General features: G+C 71.7%; 21 protein-coding genes. 11 read left to right on the forward strand and 10 right to left on the reverse strand.

Annotated features, from left to right (window positions below):
• The 8 genes from map to ACE7GA_RS02320 all read left to right on the forward strand — a co-directional run bounded on the left by map (window position 1) and on the right by ACE7GA_RS02320 (window position 4,723).
• A complete protein-coding gene (gene map / locus ACE7GA_RS02285; protein WP_376095037.1) occupies window positions 1–807 on the forward strand; it encodes a type I methionyl aminopeptidase in 807 nt (268 codons plus the stop codon).
• Window positions 808–835: 28 nt separating this feature from the next.
• Window positions 836–1,228, forward strand: a complete 393-nt coding sequence (locus tag ACE7GA_RS02290) for a Uma2 family endonuclease (RefSeq protein WP_376100069.1) — start codon at window positions 836–838, stop codon at window positions 1,226–1,228.
• The gene (locus ACE7GA_RS02295; protein ID WP_376095040.1) at window positions 1,117–1,371 is read left to right on the forward strand and encodes a Uma2 family endonuclease; all 255 of its coding nucleotides are present in this window, start codon (window positions 1,117–1,119) and stop codon (window positions 1,369–1,371) included. The genes ACE7GA_RS02290 and ACE7GA_RS02295 overlap by 112 nt, the downstream gene beginning before the upstream one ends.
• A gap of 131 nt (window positions 1,372–1,502) precedes the next feature.
• Window positions 1,503–2,033: a carbonic anhydrase gene (locus ACE7GA_RS02300; protein ID WP_376095043.1), complete on the forward strand. Its 531-nt coding sequence runs from the start codon at window positions 1,503–1,505 to the stop codon at window positions 2,031–2,033.
• Window positions 2,034–2,097: 64 nt separating this feature from the next.
• The gene (locus tag ACE7GA_RS02305) at window positions 2,098–2,820 is read left to right on the forward strand and encodes a DUF3053 family protein (protein WP_376095046.1); all 723 of its coding nucleotides are present in this window, start codon (window positions 2,098–2,100) and stop codon (window positions 2,818–2,820) included.
• Between the two features lie 79 nt (window positions 2,821–2,899).
• Complete coding sequence (radC, locus tag ACE7GA_RS02310) at window positions 2,900–3,658, forward strand: DNA repair protein RadC (RefSeq protein ID WP_376095049.1); 759 nt, start codon at window positions 2,900–2,902, stop codon at window positions 3,656–3,658.
• 109 nt (window positions 3,659–3,767) lie between these two features.
• Window positions 3,768–4,100: a hypothetical protein gene (locus tag ACE7GA_RS02315; RefSeq protein WP_376095052.1), complete on the forward strand. Its 333-nt coding sequence runs from the start codon at window positions 3,768–3,770 to the stop codon at window positions 4,098–4,100.
• On the forward strand, window positions 4,097–4,723 hold the full coding sequence (locus ACE7GA_RS02320; RefSeq protein ID WP_376095055.1) for a S1C family serine protease: 627 nt from the start codon (window positions 4,097–4,099) through the stop codon (window positions 4,721–4,723). The genes ACE7GA_RS02315 and ACE7GA_RS02320 overlap by 4 nt, the downstream gene beginning before the upstream one ends.
• Window positions 4,724–4,817: 94 nt before the next feature.
• Here ACE7GA_RS02320 and ACE7GA_RS02325 read toward each other — a convergent pair whose 3' ends face one another.
• From ACE7GA_RS02325 to ACE7GA_RS02335, 3 genes are all read right to left on the reverse strand, one after another.
• Window positions 4,818–5,390 carry a hypothetical protein gene (locus ACE7GA_RS02325; protein ID WP_376095058.1) on the reverse strand — a complete coding sequence of 191 codons (573 nt, stop codon included), beginning with the start codon at window positions 5,388–5,390 and terminating at the stop codon, window positions 4,818–4,820.
• 260 nt (window positions 5,391–5,650) lie between these two features.
• Window positions 5,651–6,289: a TerC family protein gene (locus ACE7GA_RS02330; protein ID WP_376095061.1), complete on the reverse strand. Its 639-nt coding sequence runs from the start codon at window positions 6,287–6,289 to the stop codon at window positions 5,651–5,653.
• Between the two features lie 182 nt (window positions 6,290–6,471).
• Window positions 6,472–7,275: a TerC family protein gene (locus ACE7GA_RS02335; RefSeq protein ID WP_376095064.1), complete on the reverse strand. Its 804-nt coding sequence runs from the start codon at window positions 7,273–7,275 to the stop codon at window positions 6,472–6,474.
• A 190-nt stretch (window positions 7,276–7,465) separates the two neighbouring features.
• Here ACE7GA_RS02335 and purB point away from each other — a divergent pair, with 190 nt between their 5' ends.
• The 3 genes from purB (at window position 7,466) to ACE7GA_RS02350 (ending at window position 10,290) form a co-directional block, all read left to right on the forward strand.
• Window positions 7,466–8,821 (forward strand): adenylosuccinate lyase, encoded by a 1,356-nt coding sequence (gene purB, locus ACE7GA_RS02340; protein ID WP_376095067.1) that lies wholly within the window; start codon window positions 7,466–7,468, stop codon window positions 8,819–8,821.
• Window positions 8,822–8,968: 147 nt separating this feature from the next.
• Window positions 8,969–9,289, forward strand: a complete 321-nt coding sequence (locus tag ACE7GA_RS02345) for a hypothetical protein (protein WP_376095070.1) — start codon at window positions 8,969–8,971, stop codon at window positions 9,287–9,289.
• Between the two features lie 206 nt (window positions 9,290–9,495).
• Entirely contained in the window at window positions 9,496–10,290 is a 795-nt protein-coding gene (locus ACE7GA_RS02350; RefSeq protein ID WP_376095073.1) for an LOG family protein, read from the forward strand.
• Between the two features lie 17 nt (window positions 10,291–10,307).
• Here the strand turns inward: ACE7GA_RS02350 and ACE7GA_RS02355 are convergent, their stop codons facing one another.
• The 7 genes from ACE7GA_RS02355 to ACE7GA_RS02385 all read right to left on the reverse strand — a co-directional run bounded on the left by ACE7GA_RS02355 (window position 10,308) and on the right by ACE7GA_RS02385 (window position 16,581).
• Entirely contained in the window at window positions 10,308–11,009 is a 702-nt protein-coding gene (locus tag ACE7GA_RS02355; protein WP_376095076.1) for an ABC transporter ATP-binding protein, read from the reverse strand.
• On the reverse strand, window positions 11,006–11,779 hold the full coding sequence (locus ACE7GA_RS02360) for an ABC transporter ATP-binding protein (protein ID WP_376095079.1): 774 nt from the start codon (window positions 11,777–11,779) through the stop codon (window positions 11,006–11,008). The genes ACE7GA_RS02355 and ACE7GA_RS02360 overlap by 4 nt, the downstream gene beginning before the upstream one ends.
• On the reverse strand, window positions 11,776–12,804 hold the full coding sequence (locus tag ACE7GA_RS02365; RefSeq protein WP_376095082.1) for a branched-chain amino acid ABC transporter permease: 1,029 nt from the start codon (window positions 12,802–12,804) through the stop codon (window positions 11,776–11,778). The genes ACE7GA_RS02360 and ACE7GA_RS02365 overlap by 4 nt, the downstream gene beginning before the upstream one ends.
• A complete protein-coding gene (locus ACE7GA_RS02370) occupies window positions 12,801–13,709 on the reverse strand; it encodes a branched-chain amino acid ABC transporter permease (RefSeq protein WP_376095085.1) in 909 nt (302 codons plus the stop codon). Before ACE7GA_RS02370 ends, ACE7GA_RS02365 begins: the two co-directional genes overlap by 4 nt.
• An 11-nt stretch (window positions 13,710–13,720) precedes the next feature.
• Entirely contained in the window at window positions 13,721–14,917 is a 1,197-nt protein-coding gene (locus ACE7GA_RS02375; protein ID WP_376095088.1) for an ABC transporter substrate-binding protein, read from the reverse strand.
• Between the two features lie 103 nt (window positions 14,918–15,020).
• Window positions 15,021–15,668 (reverse strand): flavin reductase family protein, encoded by a 648-nt coding sequence (locus ACE7GA_RS02380; protein ID WP_376095091.1) that lies wholly within the window; start codon window positions 15,666–15,668, stop codon window positions 15,021–15,023.
• A gap of 7 nt (window positions 15,669–15,675) precedes the next feature.
• Window positions 15,676–16,581: a fumarylacetoacetate hydrolase family protein gene (locus ACE7GA_RS02385; RefSeq protein ID WP_376095094.1), complete on the reverse strand. Its 906-nt coding sequence runs from the start codon at window positions 16,579–16,581 to the stop codon at window positions 15,676–15,678.
• Between the last annotated feature and the right edge of the window lie 2 nt (window positions 16,582–16,583).

Below are 16,583 nucleotides of genomic sequence, written 5' to 3' on the forward strand. Positions count from 1 at the left end.
ATGGACCAGGCTGCCGGAGAGTCCCGGAAGATTCCCCTCCACGCGCCGGAGGACTACGAGGGCATGCGTCGCGCCGGCCGCCTGGCGGCCGAGTGCCTCGACATGATCACGCCCTTCGTGCGCCCCGGCGTGACCACGGGCGAACTGGACCAGCGTTGCCACGACTTCATGCTGGCGCACGGCGCGGTGCCCGCGACGCTCGGCTACCGCGGCTACACCAAGTCGTCCTGCATCTCGATCAACCACGTCGTCTGCCACGGCATCCCGGGCGACCGGACGCTGGCGGAGGGGGACATCCTCAACATCGACGTCACGCCGCTTCTGGACGGCTGGCACGGCGACACGTCCCGCATGTACGTCGCCGGCACGCCCTCCACGAAGGCACGGGTCCTCATGGACGTGACCTACGAGGCGCTGATGCGCGGCATAGCCGCCGTGCGCCCCGGCGCGACCCTTGGCGACGTGGGTTTCGCGATCCAGTCCTACGTCGAGAAGAACCGTTTCTCCGTCGTGCGCGACTTCTGCGGCCACGGCATCGGGCGCAAGTTCCATGCCGCGCCGAACGTCCTGCATTTCGGCCGCCCCGGCGAGGGCCCCGTGCTGCGCCCCGGCATGTTCTTCACGATCGAGCCGATGGTGAACGCCGGCCGCCCCGAGGTGAAGGTCCTCGACGACGGCTGGACCGCCGTCACGCGCGACCGCTCCCTCTCCGCGCAGTTCGAGCACATGGTCGGCGTGACGGAGACGGGCTGCGAGGTCTTCACCTTCTCCCCCGCCGGCCTGCACAAGCCGCCCTACGCAGCGTGAGGCGCGCGCGGTGAGCGCCGCCCTCGACATGACCCCGCCCTCCACGCTGGAGGCGTTCCCGGACTGGTTCCCCTATCAGGAGCTGACCTACGAATGGGACGGGACGCAGGTCATCGCGCTGGTCGGCGGCACGCTGCGGCACAACACCATCGCCAACCGGCTTGCCAATGCCCTGGACGCCAGGCTCCAGGGCGGCCCCTGCACGGTCTTCCGCGCCGACGTCCAGGTCCGCACCGCCGCGGCTTCCCGCATTCGCTATCCCGACCTCGTCGTCACCTGTTCCCCCCCTTCGACGGCGGGAACCACGCGGTGCCCGATCCCGTCCTCATCGTCGAAGTCCTGTCGGACAGCACCACCGCCCAGGACCGCAGCATCAAGCGCGTGGAGTATGCGGGCCTGCCAAGCCTTCGCCGCTACGTGATGCTCGCCTCGGACGACCGCCTCGCCCCGGTCTGCGCCCGCGACGACGGCTTCATCGAACGGCGGGTGCGTGACGCGCTCGACCTTCCGGAGTTCGGGCTGACCATCCCTCTCGCCACGCTCTACGACGGTCTCCTTCCCTGAACGACCTCTCGCCCCCAGCCCTCCCCGACCGTCTGGTCGAGGGCTACGAAGGCTTCCGGCGCACCCGCTTCCGGCGCGAGCGCGACCACTACGCGCGCCTCGCCGAGTCCGGGCAGAACCCGGGCACGCTGATGATCGCCTGCGTGGACAGCCGCGTCGCGCCGGAGGTCATCTTCGACGCCGACCCCGGCGAGATGGTCGTCGTCCGCAACGTCGCGAACCTCGTCCCGCCTTACCAGCCCGACATGAACCACCACGGAACCTCCGCCGCGATCGAGTTCGCGGTCCGCACGCTGGAAGTCCGTGACGTCGTCGTGATGGGCCATGCAGGCTGCTCAGGCGTCGCCGCCTTCCGCCGCAACGCGCGCGCGGGGGCAGCGGCCGTGCCGGGCGATTTCGTCTCACGCTGGATGGAGATGCTGGCTCCGGCAATGACCCTGGCCTGCGAGGCCGTCCCGCCCGGCACGGACCCGCTGGCCGAGGCGCAGCCGATGGAACTCGCCGCCATCCGCCAGTCCCTCCGCAACCTCCGCACCTTCCCCTGGGTCGCGGCTCGGGAGCGCGACGGACGCCTGCGGCTCCATGGCCTCTGGTTCGACGTGCATGAGGGCGAGATCCGCATCCTCGACGAGGCCGCCGGCACTTTCCGCGTCCTCGGCTGACCTCCCGCCGATGTGCGCCTCGGGGGCTGAAAGCGGCGCCGCGACGGTGCAAACGGGTTCCGCCATGCACCCGACGACCCGACGCCGCACGCTCCTCGCCGCCCTGCCCCTGCTCGCCGCCCCACCCCTCCTCACTGCCTGCGAGAACGCGGAGGCGCCGCAGCGCCGCGCCCTCATCGCCTTTCTCACCACCCGGGCGGCTGCGGGCGGCGGCCTGCGCCTGCCCGTGCCGACCGCGGAGGAACGGACCGCCTTCGGCCCCTACGCCGCCCACTGGGACGTCATCCGCGACTTCCACGCCGCGATGGACGCCCGCGTCGCCGGCCCCTACCGCACCGTCGCCGGCGCCACGGCGCCCACGACGCTGCAGGACATCGTCCCCGTCGCCAAGCGCGACGAGCTGGCCCGCGCGCGCGAGGCGATCGGCCGCATCCGCACCGCCCTTGCCGAGGAATTCGCGAAGACCGAGGCTGCGCGCAACGCCCTCCGCCAGCCCGACGACCTCCGCGCGGCCTACGACCCCGTGTTCGACCGTCTAGTCCGCACCCCCGCCCGCATCTTCGGGACGGCCTTCCCACTGATGGAAGAAGCCCTCGCCGCGACCGAGCGCCTGGGTGAACTGATCGCCGCGAACCTCGTCCGGCTGCGGGTCAGCGGCAACAACCTCGAGGTCCGCGACGCCTCCCTCCGCGCCCGTCTCGATGCGCAGATGAACGAGGTCCGGACGAGCGGCGCCGCCCTTCAGGACGCGCAGCGCCGCTTGTTGGACCTCATGAACGGGCGTTGATCCACCGCGGGCCCCATCGCACCCCTGGCGCCGTACCGGCCCGGATGATCAACTGCCCCCGCAACGGTGCGGGGTGGTCGTGGCGAAGCGGAGCGGCCTGTCGGAGGCGAGCGCGGGGTTCGGCCTCCTCGCCGACCTGGCGCCGGCACCATGCGCCGAAGCACCTCCGCCCGGCCCCGACGGCCACCGCAAGCGCCTGCGCGAAAAACTGCTCCGCGCCGGGCCGGACGCGCTGGCCGACTACGAGCTGCTGGAGATGGTGCTCTTCCTCGCCCTGCCCCGCGTGGACACGAAGCCGCTCGCCAAGACCCTCATGGCCCGCTTCGGCTCCTTCGGCCGCGCCGCCGCAGCGCCGGAGCCGGAGCTCCGCGCCATCCCCGGCGTCGGCGACTCCGTCGTGGCGGCGCTGCGCCTCGTCCGCGCCGCCGCGATCAAGCTGGCGGGGGAGGAGGCGCGGGAGCAGCCCGTCCTCAACAACTGGGACCGCCTCATCACCTATCTCTCCGCCGCCCTTGCGCACGAACGCGTCGAGCAGTTCCGCGTCCTGTTCCTCGACAGCCGCAACCGCCTCATCGCGGACGAAGCCCAGGCCCGCGGCACCGTGAACCACACGCCGGTCTATCCGCGCGAGGTCGTGAAGCGCGCGCTGGAAGTCGGGGCAACGGCCCTCATCCTCGTCCACAACCACCCCTCGGGCGACCCGAGCCCGTCCCGCGCCGACGTCGAGATGACGTCGGAGGTGAAGGCCGCGGCCAGCGCGCTGGGGATCGCGCTGCACGACCACCTCATCATCGGGAACGGCCGGCACCTGTCCTTCCGGCGGGAAGGGCTCCTGTAGCCCTGTCGGCGGGACCGTCACGACGCGCGCCGCCCACCGCCTGTCACGTCCGTCGCAGGCCGCGACCGCCGCGATTGACCGACCCCGCCGGCGTGACCACCCTTGGCCCATGCAACGCGCTCCCCTGACCGCCGCGTTCCTTCTCCTCGCCTCCGCAGCGACCGCGCAGGTCGTGCTGGATCCGCGCAAGCCCGGAGCGGGCGGCGTCGCCGTTCCGGTTCCGCCGCCCCAGGTCGTGCAGGGGGATGCGGGCAAGCCAGCCCCCCTGCCGCCGACCGCCGGGCCGGGACGGGTCGCGCCGCCACCGGTCGCGCCGCCACCCGTCGCGACGCCCGTGCTGCCGCGGCCGATCATCCCGGGCCGCCCGCAGCAGGCCGCGGATGGAAAGCCCGCCCCCTCGCCCCCGGCGACGGCCCGGCCCCGGGCGGCACCGGCCGCATGATCTCCTCCGGCACGGGCTTCATCATCGGCGACCGCCAAGCCATGACGAACGAGCACGTCATCCGCGGCTGCACCGCCATCCGCGCCCGCAACGCCGAGGGGCGGGAGGTCACGGCGACCGTCCGCGCCCGCGACAACGACCGTGACCTCGCCCTGCTTGACCTGCGGGAGAATGCGGGGCCGCCCCTCACCTTCCGCTCCGATCCGGTCGTCCGGCGCGGCGAATCCGTCGTGACCTACGGCTTCCCCCTGTCGGGGCTCCTGTCCTCCGGCCCGACCCTCACGACCGGCGATGTCTCGGCCCTTGCGGGGCTGCAGGACAACCAGCAGCAGTTCCAGATCTCCGCGCCCGTGCAGCCCGGCAATTCCGGCGGGCCGCTGCTGGATCTCGCGGGCCACGTCGTCGGCGTCATCACCTCCAAGCTGAACGCGCAGCGCGTGGCGCAGCGCACCGGCGACATCCCGCAGAACGTGAACTTCGCGGTGAAGGGATCGGAGGCGCTGACCTTCCTTCGCGCCAACGGCGTGACCCCGCGCACCGCCGCCAGCACGGCCAACCGTAACGCCGCGGAGGTCGGCGACGCCGTCCACCCCTCCGTGCTGTTCCTGCGCTGCCTCGGCTGAAGCGGCAGCCCTGCCGGCGGGTGCAAGGACGGGGGCCTGATCGCATCGGCGACAGCCACGGTGGTGACCCGGCCTTGCAAACCGGGCCGGCGCTTCAGCCCCGGGCGGCGTCCGCGATGGCCCGCGCGAAGCCGCGCGCGTCCGCCGCCGGCGGGCTCCGGCCGGGCATCGTCACCTCGGTCCGGATGAAGCGGCCGCCGACCGCACCGACGCAGACCTGCCATTCCACCGGGTTGCGCCCGAAGGCGCCGGCGAGGGTGGCGCAGGAAAGGGACCCGCCGCGGGCCAGCGGCACCGCCTCGCGCGAGCGTTCCACCAGCCGGCGCCCCGACCGCTCCGACATCCGTCCGCCCTCGGCGACCCGGCGCTCGAACTCCGGCGCCACGTCGGACGGCGCCACCTCCGGCTTGCCCGCGTCGTAGAGGAAGACGAGGCCGACGGCGATGCGGCGGGGCGTCGCGTATTCGACGATGCGCTCCTGCGCGCGTTCCGGCGTAGCGCCGGCCGGAAGGGCGGCCGCGCGCTCGAAGCCCGCGGCCTGGGCCGGTAGGCGGGCCGTGGCGGCCTCGAGCGGGACCCGGTCGTCCTGGTTTCCGCCATCGGTGGCGCACGCCGCCAACGACAGGGCGAGGGCGAGGGCGCCCCCGACGTTCCGCACCAACGCCATGCCGCCTCCTCCTGCTCGGTCGATCCGGATCACCCGCACGACCGGATCACCGACACGGCGCGTGCGTCGGCCGAGGCCTCGCCTCCGGCCGTCCGCCGTCGGGATCGGCCAGCCCAGGCCATTGTTCGCAGGGCAAATGGCTCGCTCCCCGCGGCCCGCTCTACGGCCGGACCGGCGGGCGGTCCAGCGGGAGCGCGGGCGGCCGCCCCTCCGGTGCAGCCGGCCGTGCGGTGGGTCGTCGGGCGCGCGTCGCGATGGTGTCAGTGCCCCGCCGGATGCGGTGCCGGCAGCGGCAGGCCGAGGCTCAACGCCGCGTTCGCCGTCAGCGACCCTTCCCACAGCAGCTGAAGGGCGATGTAGACGATGAGCAGCAGGCCGAGCCACGCGATCCACTTGTAGCGGTCGAGCAGCTTCGCGAGGAACCCGCCGAGCAGGCCCATCATCACGATGGAGACGAGCAGCCCGATGATCAGCAGCGTGAAGTTGTTCCGTGCGATCGCCGCGATCGCCAGCACGTTGTCGAGGCTCATGGACACGTCGGCGACGATGATCTGCCAGAGGGCCTGCATCAGCGACTTCTCTTGCGCCGGCTCGCCGCCCTCCGCCTCGTCCTGTTCCTTGTGGCGCAGCTCCCGGAAGAAGCCATAGGCAATGTAGAGCAGCGCGAGACCGCCCACGAGCTCGATCCACCAGAGGGTCAGGAGGAAGGTCGCGAAGATCGAGAAGACGATGCGCAGCACCGCCGCCGCGATCACGCCGAAGAGGACGGCCTTGCCGCGCTGGTGCGCCGGCAGGCCGGCCGCCGCTAGGCCGATCACCACGGCGTTGTCGCCTGACAGGATCGCGTTGGCAAAGATGATCTGCATCAGGCCGGCGAACGACCCGGTCAGCGACTCCATTGGGTAGCTCCCCCGTCCTCAGGCCGCGGCGCCATGCTGCGCGGCGGCCCCGATCACCTCACGAATCGCGCGGCGGCACCACTGGCACCGCCGCGCGCCGCGGGCCTTAGATCATCCGCGCGCCGCGTGGGAAGCGATGCGGCCCGCTGCGGGGCCGGCCGGACAGTCGGATGACACGACCGTCATGAATCCGACAGGTGCCGCGGCGCCGGGCGCCGCATGGCGCCCCGCACCACCTCCGTCACCACCGCGACGAGGGCGGAGAGGATGACGACCTGGAACGCGGTCGCCCCAACCCAGAGCCAGGCCGGGAAGGCGTCGCGCACCGCGAGGTACCCGAGCGGCAGCAGCAGGTAGGCATAGGCGCCGGGTACGCGCTCCGCGACCTCGTGCGTGCCGTCGTAGATCATGTCCGCCGCGACGTAGAGGATGACCGCGAGGCCGATCCACGCGATCCAGCGGTACCGGTCCAGCAGCCCCGCGATGAAGGTCGCGGCGACGCCCATCAGCACGACGGAGATCGCGAGGCCGATGATCAGGACCTCCAGGTGGTCCTTCGCCGCGCCGGCGACCGCGAGCACGTTGTCGAGGGACATGGAGATGTCGGCGACGAGGATCTGCGTGATCGCCTGACGCAAGGTCTTCTTCGGCTGCCCGTCCGGCCCGAGGCCGGTGTCCTCGCCCGCGGCCGCCTCCGCCCCGTGGTGCTCGGCGTGGGGGTTCCGCAACTCCCGGAACATCTTCCAGCAGACCCAGAGCAGCAGCACGCCGCCCGCCAGCGTGATGCCGACGATCGCGAGAAGCTGCGTCGTGATCGCCGCGAAGCCGATCCGCATGATCGTCGCGGCACCGATGCCCCAAAGGATGGCCTTGCGCCGCTGCTCCGTCGGCAGCCCGGCCGCGGCCATGCCGACGACGATCGCATTGTCCCCGGCGAGCACGATGTCGATCAGGAGCACCTGCCCGAGGGCGATCAGCCAATCCATCCGCGTCCAGTCCCATCCCGCGCCCGACGGGGCGCCCGCCGAGGAGGACCGCGCATAAACAATCGTCCATTCCCCCGCAACACGGGGGCTCCATAACGGCCGGGGCCCCGGGACATCGCGGCGTCGCATCGGGCCGTTGACGCGCCGCGGAGGCACCGGGATACCCCGGGCGCACTCCGGAAGCACGACGATGGTCCCCCGCTATACCCGCCCCGAGATGGCCGCGATCTGGTCGCCCGAGGCCCGGTTTCGCATCTGGTTCGAAGCCGAGGCCCTGGCCGCCGAGGCAATGGCCCGGCTCGGCACCATTCCAGCCGAGTCCGCCCGCGTGATCCGGGAGGCCGGCGCCCGGAAGGTCGCAGCCATCTCCCAGGCCGACCTCGACCGGATCGATGCGATCGAGCGGGAGACGCGTCACGACGTCATCGCCTTTCTCACCTGGCTCGGTGAGCCTGGACCGGACGGGACGGGCATGGGGGAGCACGCCCGGTTCATGCACCAGGGACTCACGTCGTCGGACGTGCTGGACACGACGCTCAACCTCCAGCTCGTCCGCGCCGCGGACCTGCTGATCGCCGACCTCGACGCGCTGCTGGCCGCCCTTCGGCGGCGCGCGGAGGAGCACGCGATGACCCCGACCATCGGCCGCTCCCACGGCATCCATGCGGAGCCGACGACCTTCGGGATCAAGCTTGCGGGCCACTGGGCCGAGTTCGCACGGGGCCGCCAGCGCCTCGTCGCGGCGCGGGACGAGGTGGCGACGGGCGCCATTTCCGGCGCCGTCGGCACCTTCGCGGCGGTGGACCCGCGGGTGGAGGCGCATGTCTGCGCCGAACTTGGACTGAGGCCGGAACCCGTCTCGACGCAGGTCATCCCGCGCGACCGCCACGCCGCCTATTTCTGCGCCCTCGCCGTCGTCGCCTCCGGGGTGGAGCGGCTGGCCGTGGAGGTCCGCCACCTGCAGCGGAGCGAGGTCCGGGAAGCCGAGGAATATTTCCATCCGGGCCAGAAGGGCTCCTCCGCGATGCCCCACAAGCGGAACCCGGTGCTCTCCGAAAACCTGACCGGCCTGGCACGCCTCGTCCGCGGCTACGCCACCCCGGCGCTGGAGAACGTCGCGCTCTGGCACGAGCGGGATATCAGCCATTCCAGCGTCGAGCGGGTGATCGGTCCCGACGCCACCATCGCCCTCGACTTCGCCCTGGCCCGCGCCGCGGGGATGATGGAACGGCTGACGATCTATCCGGACCGCATGCGCGCCAACCTCGAATCGCTCGGCGGCGTCGTGCACTCCCAGAAGGTGTTGCTCGCCCTGACCCAGGCCGGGATGAGCCGGGAGGACGCCTACCGCACGGTCCAGCGCGGGGCGATGGCGACCTGGGAAGCCCTCGGCTCTTCCGGCGCGCGCTCCTTCCGCGACAACCTCCTGGCCGACCCGGGCGTTACCTCGTTCCTCAATGCTGCGTCCCTCGACGCAGCGATGGATCCGGCCCGGGACTTCGTCCACGTCCGCGCCACGCTCGACCGGGTCTTCAGCGGCGCGTGATATGTGCCGGGTGACAGACCCGGCTGCGAAACGCCACGATCCCGCCCCGGTTCTGCCGTGATGACGGACCGGGACCGGCGTTAAGGCACCGGCGTGACGGCACTGGCGTTACGGCACTCGCGTTACGGCAGGGAAGGAGGCCACGACATGATCACCAGCACCCTACGCGGCGGCCTCGCGGCCCTCGCGCTCTCGGCGGCCCCGGCCTTCGCGGCGCCCGGCCTGCCCGAGCCTTCCCTGCCCCCGATGGCGGAGCCGGTGCAGTACTACTGCCCGCCGGGCTACCGCTTCTCCTACCGTCTCAACGCCTGCCGCCCGATCGGGCCGCCGCCGCCGGCCTACTACGCCCCGCCGCCGCGCTACTACGCGCCGCCCCCGCCGCCCGTGTACTACGCGCCGCCTCCCCCGCCGCCGCGCTATTACGCGCCGCCGCCACCCCCGGGCGTGGGCCTCTTCTTCCGGTTCTGACCGGCAGGCGACGGCCCGGCTCGCGCCGGGTCCGCCCGACCGGGACCGCCCGACCGGGACCGCCGGCCCGTCCTGGCCATGGCGCACAGGCCTTCACGACCGCGTGCCGGCCACCTGGTCCGCGGCGGCGCCACAACGACGGCCCGTCCGCGCCGTTGTCGCGGGGATGCCGGGACCGCTTCGCCCCGCGCCCGACCGGAGCCCGGATGCCGCGCGACCCCGACCCGCCCAACGCCGCGCAGATGGCTTCGCCGTCCTACCGGCTACCGATGCTGGACCAGGACTTCCTCCTCGGCCCATCGATGCGCGGGGTCCGCTTCCTCGTCGAGTTCGCCAAGGCCGACGAGATCCTGCGCCAATGGCGCATCCGCTCCACGATCGTCGTCTTCGGCAGCGCCCGCGTGCGCGAGGACGGCCCGGGCCGCCAGCCCTCCTGGTACGCCGAGGCCCGGCGCTTCGGCCGAATCGCCTCCGAACGCGGCGGCGCCTTCCTCGACGGCGAGGGCCTCCGTGACAACGTGATCGCCACCGGCGGCGGCCCGGGGATCATGGAGGCCGCCAACCGCGGCGCCGCCGATGCGGGCGCCGCCTCCATCGGCTTCAACATCCTCCTCCCCTTCGAGCAGGAGCCGAACGCGTATTCCACCCCGGAACTGACCTTCCGGTTCCACTACTTCGCGATGCGCAAGATGCACCTGGCCATGCGCGCGAACGCCCTCGTCGTGTTCCCCGGTGGCCTCGGCACCTTCGACGAATTGTTCGAGGTCCTCACCCTCCGCCAGACCGGCAAGGCGCCGGCGGTGCCCGTCGTCCTCGTGGACGAGGCCTTCTGGCGTTCGGTCTTCAACGTGGATGCGCTGCTGGAGGCCGGGATGATCGCGCCGCTCGACCGCGAACTGCTCCGCTTCGCGGAGGACGCGGAATCAGCCTGGCGCAGCCTCGTCGCGCAGGGGCTCGCTGAGGTCACGGTGCCCGCAACCGACCCGCCGAAGGACATCTGACCCCGGCAGGCCGCCGCCTACACGCCGAGAGCCCGTTCCGCCAGCGACCGATCCCCCGCCAGTTCCGCAGAGGTCCCGGTCCAGACGACGCGCCCCTTCTCCAGCACATGATGCCGGTCCACGAGGTGCGCCATCTCCCGCAGGTTCTTGTCGATCACGACGACGCCCAGGCCTTCGGTCTTCAGCACCTGCAGCGCGCCCCAGATCTCCGCCCGGATCAGCGGTGCCAGACCCTCCGTCGCTTCGTCGAGGATCAGCAGCCGCGGGTTCGTCAGCACGGCGCGCCCGACGGCGAGCATCTGCTGCTCCCCGCCGGACAGCGTCCGCGCGTAGGAATTGCGCCGCGCTTCCAACTGCGGAAACAGGCGCAGCACCCGCGCCATCGTCCAGGGCCCGGGACGCGCCGTCGCCGCCAGGTTCTCCTCGACGCTGAGGGACGGAAACACGCGCCGACCTTCCGGCACCAGCCCCAGTCCCGCGCGTGCGATCCGGAAGGACCGCTCCCCCCCGATCTCTCGCCCCGCGAAGCGGATTGTCCCGCCCAGCGGCCGCAGCATCCCCATGACCGTCCGGACGGTCGTCGTCTTCCCCATCCCGTTCCGCCCGATGAGCGACACCGCGGCCCCGAGCGGCGCGACGAGGTCCACGCCGAACAGCACCCGCCCGCCGCCGGGATAGCCCGCTTCGACGCCGGACAGGACCAACCCTTCCGCGCTCACGCCGGGACCTCCGCCGCCGGCGCATCCTCCAGGCTGTCGCCGAGATAGGCGGCCCGCACCTCCGGATCGCGCCGGATCTCGTCCGGCGTGCCCGTCGCGATGACCCGCCCGCGGACCAGCACGGTGATCCGGTCGGCCAGCGCGAAGACCGCGTCCATGTCATGCTCCACGAGCAGCACGGCGTGGCGCCCCTTCAGCGCGCGGAGCTGTTCCGTCATCCGCAGCCCCTCCTCGTGCCCCAGCCCCGCCATCGGCTCGTCCAGCAGCAGCACCTCCGCCCCGCGCGCCAGCACGATCGCGAGTTCCAGCTGCCGCCGTTCCCCATGCGACAGGTCCGCGACGCGCGTCCCGGCCCGCGCACCCAATCCCACCCGATCCAGCGCCGCCCGGGCCGGCCCGAGCAGCGACGGGTCCCGCGCCGCCTCCCGCCAGAAGCGGAAGGCATGCCCCTGCACCGCCTGCACCGCCATGGCCGCATTGGCTTCCGCCGTCTCCTCCGGCAGCAACTGCGTGATCTGGAAAGACCGTCCCAACCCCAGCCGCGCCCGGCGATGCACCGGCAGCCGCGTGACGTCGTGGCCGAGCAACAGGATGCGCCCCGCATCGGCCCCGTGCTCCCCCGCGATGAGGGAAACGAGCGTCGTCTTCCCCGCCCCGTTCGGCCCGATCAGCGCGTGCATCTCCCCCGGCGCGATCGTCAGCGACACGTCGTCCGTTGCGCGCAGCGCGCCGAAGGACTTGCGCAGGCCCTCGATCCGAAGCGCGGTCATCCGCGGCCGCCCCCGAACCGCTGCCACACATCCTCGAACATCCCGACGATCCCGCGGCGCCCGAGCAGGACGACGAGCACGAGGGCCGGCCCGAAGATCAGCATCCAGCGCTCGGTGAGTGAGGTGAAGACCTGCTCCAGTGCGAGATAGACCGACGCCCCGATCACTGGCCCCGCCATGGTCCCCACGCCACCGAGGATGACCATGGCCATGAACTCCCCGGACTTCGTCCAGGCCGCCATGTCCGGCGAGACGAAGCGTGCGTATTCCGCCCAGAGCGCGCCCGAAAGCCCCATCCCCGCCGCCGAGATCGCGAACGCCACCAGCCGATACGGCCGCGCGGCATAGCCGAGGCTCTGGATCCGCCGCTCGCTCTGCCGCAGGCCGCGCAGCACCGCGCCGAAGCGCGAATGCACGATCCGCCAGGTCAGCAGCAGCCAGAGCCCGAGCGCGACGAGGGTCGCGTAGTAGATCTCCGTCGGCCCGGTGCGCACCACGCCGGGAATCGTGCTCCGCGCCGGCACCAGCAGCCCGTCATCGCCGCCGTAGTATTTCAGCGACACCAGCAGGACGTAGACCAATTGCCCGAAGGCCAGCGTGATCATGATGAACTGCACGCCGCTCGTCCGCAGCGACAACCATCCGATCGCGACCCCCACCAGCCCCGCGACGAGCATCGCCAGCGGCCAGACGACGAGCGCCATGTTCGATGCCGCGCCGAGCAGCGCATCCCCCTCCGACAGGTGGTGCGCCATGATCCCCACGACGTAGCCGCCGATCCCGAAGAAGGCGCCGTGCCCGAAGGACACCAGCCCGCCATATCCCATGACGAGGTTCAGCGCCGCCGCCGCCAACGCGTAGATCGCGAAGCGCGTGAAGGCCGAGACGAGCCAGGTCACCCCCAGCGCCTGCCCGATCTGCGGCAGCATCACCAGCGCGACGATCAGCGGCACCGCCCAGAGCGCGTGCAGCAGCCGGCGCGACGGCGCGGCGGACACCACCGGCGTGGCCGCGAGGTCGCTCATCCCAGCAACCCCTTCGGCCGGACGATCAGCACGATCGCCATCACGGCGAAGGCGATGGCGGTGACCAGCCCCGCCGCGAGGTCCGCCGCGATCCAGCCCGGCAGCACGGCGCCAAGCGCCGGCGGCACGAAGGTCCGCCCGAAGGAATCCGCCATCCCGAGCAGGAAGGCCCCCAGCGCCGCCCCGCGGATGGACCCGACGCCGCCTACCACGATGACGACGAAGGTCGTGATGAGGATGCGTTCGCCCATCCCGACCTCCACGGCCAGCAGCGGCGCCGCCATCGCCCCCGCGAAGCCGCAGAGCAGCGCCCCGATCGCGAAGACGCCTGCGAACAGCAAACGCGTATCCACCCCCAGCGCGTCCACCATTTCCTGGTCGTCCGCGCCCGCACGAACCAGCATGCCCAGCCGCGTGCGGGAAATCAGTAGCCAAAGCAGCAGCCCCACCAGTAGCCCGGCACCGATCAGCGCCAGCCGCATCAGCGGATAGGGCAGCCCCGGCAGCACCTCCACCGTCCCGCGCAGGAAGCCCGGCACGTCCACCCGCGGCGGCGTCCGCCCGAAGACGAGCGAGACCAGCTCGTTCGTGAACAGCGTCAGCCCGAAGGTCGCGAGCACCTGGTCCAGGTGATCCCGCCGGTAGAGGTGCCGCATCACCAGCCGTTCGATGACGATCCCGTAGACCGCCGCACCCGCGAGCGCCGCGACCAGCGCCGCCCCGAAGGACCCGGTGCGCACATAGGCCCAGGCGCCCGTGAAGGCGCCGACCATGTAGAAGGAGCCGTGGGTCAGGTTGATCACGTTCATCACCCCGAAGATCAGGGTGAGGCCCGAGGCCAGCAGGAAAAGCAGCGCCGCGTATTGCAGCCCGTTCAGCACCTGCTCCGCGAGGAGGAGACCCACGGCTTACCCGGTCAGGCGGAGGGCATGCGGCATTCCGCCGCGAAGACGTCGCCGCGCGCCTCGGCGATGCGGTTCTGCGGCTTGTGCAGCAGCTCGTTGTTCGCCCCGCGCTCGACCCTGAAGAGGTAATAGTCCTGGATCGGGTGCTGGTTCGGCCCCATCCGGAAGCCGGTGCGGATGCTCTCGAACTGCGCCGCACGCATCGCCGCCCGGAACTCGGCGGCCTTGCGCAGGTCGCCGCCCACCGCGCGCAGGGCCGAGCCGATCAACTTCGCCGTGTCGTAGGCCTGCCCCGCATAGATCGTCGGCGTGCGGTTGTAGGCACGCCGGAAGGCCTCGACGAAGCGCCGCGACGGCGCGTGATCCAGTTCCGAGGACCAGGACCCGCCGGTGTAGAGCCCCTCCGCCGCGTCGCCGGTCGCCGCGATCATCCGCTCATCCATCGCGAAGACCGCCTGGATCATCGGCACGTCGCGCGTCAGCCCGGCATTCGCGTACTGCTTCGTCAGATTGATGCCGAGGCCACCCGGGTGGAACTGGTACAGCGCGTCGGGGCGTGCAGCGCGGATGCGCGACAGCTCCGCCGAGAAGTCGGTCTGCTCGAGCCGCGTGAAGATCTCCCCCACCACCTCGCCGGAGAAGGTACGCCGGAACCCGGCGATGGCGTCGCGCCCCGCCTGGTAGTTCGGCGCCATGACCAGCATGCGCTTGTAGCCCACCTGGTTCGCGCCGAGCCCGCAGGCCTCGTGGAACGCGTCGTTCTGGAACGACACGACGAAGTAGTTCGGATGGCAGTTCCGCCCCGCATAGTTCGACGGCCCCGCATTCAGCGAGACGTAGAAGGCATTGCCCTCCAGCACCCCCGGCACGACGGCGGCGAGCACGTTCGACCAGTTGATGCCCGTGAAGAGCCGCACGCCGTCCGCGAGCATCCGGTCGGAGATGGACTTGGCGGTCGCGGGCCGGAAGGCGTCGTCCTCCAGCAGCGTCTGCACGGCGACGCCGCCGAGGCGGTTCCCGCCCTCCTCCTGCATCGCGAGGTTCCAGGCATCCCGCTGGTCCTCGCCGATGTAGCCGGACGGCCCCGACAGCGTGGCGATGAAGCCCACCCGGACCGGCGCGCCCTGTGCGTTGGCGCCGCGCGCCACGAGCGGCGCCGCAAGCGCCGCGCCCATTCCGGCCAGAAGCGGCCGGCGTCCCACCGTCATGGTCATTCTCCCTGCCTCCCGCCCCGCTCCGCCGCGGGCCGTCCCGGAGTTGTCATGGTCGAACCGCGTCCGCAAGAAAAGGGCCAGCCTGTTGACGTGCCCGTCAGCCCGCAATCTCCCCCCGCGCTGCCAGCCAGGCCGCGTAGGTCGGCCGGTCCAACTGGAACCGGTCGGTCGAGCGAGCGTACCACCCGCTGCCATGCATCCGCGCGATCAGGTTCAGCGCCGGCGTGTCGATGTAGGCCCGCGCCGCATCCAGCACGACTTCGTCGGCGACATGTGCCGCAAGGACCCGACCGACGACGATCGCCTGCTTCGGCCCGGTCACCAGCACGGTCAGGCTGCGGCACTCGAACGCGACCGGCGAGGCCGCGATCCGCGGCGCCGACACGTGGACGGAAGCCGCCGCTTCCAGCCCCGCCACGTCCAGTTCGCTGACGTCCGGCGGCGCATCCATGCAGGTCAGGTTCATCGCCTCCGCCAGCCGCTCCGGCACGAGGTTCACCACGAACTCCCCGCTGTCCAGGATGTTCGCCGCCGTGTCCTTGAACCCGCGCTTCGGGTCGCGCAGCAGCCCGAGCACGAGTGTCGGCGGGTCCTGCCCCATGACGTTGAAGAACGAATAGGGCGCCGCGTTCACCACCCCGTCCTCGCGCCGCGTCGTCACCCAGGCAATGGGACGCGGCGTGACGGTAGAGGTCAGGACCTTGTACCGGATATCCGCAGGCAACGCCCCGAAGTCGAAGAACACGGCCGCCTCAGACCGCCACGACGGGGTTGCGCAGCGTGCCGATCCCCTCGACCCCGCACTCCACAACGTCGCCGGGATGCAGCCATTCCTGAGGGTTCCGCCCGGCGCCCACGCCTTCCGGCGTCCCCGTCGCGATGATGTCCCCCGGCTCCAATGTCATCCCGCGCGAAATGTCCGCGATGAGCGTCGGGATCTTGAACAGCATGTGCCGCGTGTTCGACAGCTGCTTCTCCACCCCGTTCACCGTCAGCCAGAGGTCCAGTGCCTGCGGGTCCTCGACCTCGTCCGGCGTGACGATGCAGGGCCCGAAGGGCGCGTAGGTGTCCATGCCCTTCGAATAGATCCACTGCCCCGCGCGCCGGTTGTCCCGCGCCGAGACGTCCACCATCACCGAGTATCCGAAGACGTGCCGCAGCGCATCCGCCTCCGTCACCTTCTTCGCCCGCCGCCCGATGATGACCGCGAGCTCCACTTCCCAATCCAGCTGCTGCGTGACCGCGCCGTCATGCTCGATCGCGTCGCCCGGCCCGATTACGCAGGTCGGCGGCTTGGAGAAGATGATCGGCTGCTTCGGCAAGTCCTTCGAGGTGTCGAGCGTCCGCGCCGATTCCTCGACATGCTCCACGTAGTTCAGCCCGATCCCGAAGATGTTCTTCCTCGGGCGGGGGATCGGCGCGAGCAGCCGCACCTCCTCCACCGGGATCGCGCTCGCGACGGGCCAGGCCCCCGCCCCCGCGAGCGACCGCAGCGCTTCCAGCGCCACCGGCCCCAGGTCGATCAGCCCCAGCATCGTCGAGGGCAGCGGCAGGCCGCGCGCGGCGCCCAGCGCCTCGACGTCCACGACAAGCTCGTCCTCGACGAAGCCCAGCCGCGCCGCAGCCTCGACGTGACGACGATAGGTGACGAGACGCATGG

It is taken from the genome of Roseomonas sp. CCTCC AB2023176, from assembly GCF_042259275.1.
Classification (GTDB): Bacteria; Pseudomonadota; Alphaproteobacteria; order Acetobacterales; family Acetobacteraceae; genus Roseomonas.

Coding starts and splice junctions, on each gene's coding strand:
- ACE7GA_RS02365 (WP_376095082.1), bottom strand. CDS start 12,804: ATGAGCGACCTCGCGGCCACGCCGGTGGTGTCCGCCGCGCCGTCGCGC.
- ACE7GA_RS02345 (WP_376095070.1), top strand. CDS start 8,969: ATGATCACCAGCACCCTACGCGGCGGCCTCGCGGCCCTCGCGCTCTCG.
- ACE7GA_RS02300 (WP_376095043.1), top strand. CDS start 1,503: ATGATCGCCTGCGTGGACAGCCGCGTCGCGCCGGAGGTCATCTTCGAC.
- ACE7GA_RS02330 (WP_376095061.1), bottom strand. CDS start 6,289: ATGGAGTCGCTGACCGGGTCGTTCGCCGGCCTGATGCAGATCATCTTT.
- ACE7GA_RS02290 (WP_376100069.1), top strand. CDS start 836: ATGACCCCGCCCTCCACGCTGGAGGCGTTCCCGGACTGGTTCCCCTAT.
- ACE7GA_RS02315 (WP_376095052.1), top strand. CDS start 3,768: ATGCAACGCGCTCCCCTGACCGCCGCGTTCCTTCTCCTCGCCTCCGCA.
- ACE7GA_RS02350 (WP_376095073.1), top strand. CDS start 9,496: ATGCCGCGCGACCCCGACCCGCCCAACGCCGCGCAGATGGCTTCGCCG.
- ACE7GA_RS02305 (WP_376095046.1), top strand. CDS start 2,098: ATGCACCCGACGACCCGACGCCGCACGCTCCTCGCCGCCCTGCCCCTG.
- ACE7GA_RS02360 (WP_376095079.1), bottom strand. CDS start 11,779: ATGACCGCGCTTCGGATCGAGGGCCTGCGCAAGTCCTTCGGCGCGCTG.
- purB (WP_376095067.1), top strand. CDS start 7,466: ATGGTCCCCCGCTATACCCGCCCCGAGATGGCCGCGATCTGGTCGCCC.
- ACE7GA_RS02385 (WP_376095094.1), bottom strand. CDS start 16,581: ATGCGTCTCGTCACCTATCGTCGTCACGTCGAGGCTGCGGCGCGGCTG.
- ACE7GA_RS02320 (WP_376095055.1), top strand. CDS start 4,097: ATGATCTCCTCCGGCACGGGCTTCATCATCGGCGACCGCCAAGCCATG.
- ACE7GA_RS02325 (WP_376095058.1), bottom strand. CDS start 5,390: ATGGCGTTGGTGCGGAACGTCGGGGGCGCCCTCGCCCTCGCCCTGTCG.
- map (WP_376095037.1), top strand. CDS start 1: ATGGACCAGGCTGCCGGAGAGTCCCGGAAGATTCCCCTCCACGCGCCG.
- ACE7GA_RS02375 (WP_376095088.1), bottom strand. CDS start 14,917: ATGACGGTGGGACGCCGGCCGCTTCTGGCCGGAATGGGCGCGGCGCTT.
- ACE7GA_RS02335 (WP_376095064.1), bottom strand. CDS start 7,275: ATGGATTGGCTGATCGCCCTCGGGCAGGTGCTCCTGATCGACATCGTG.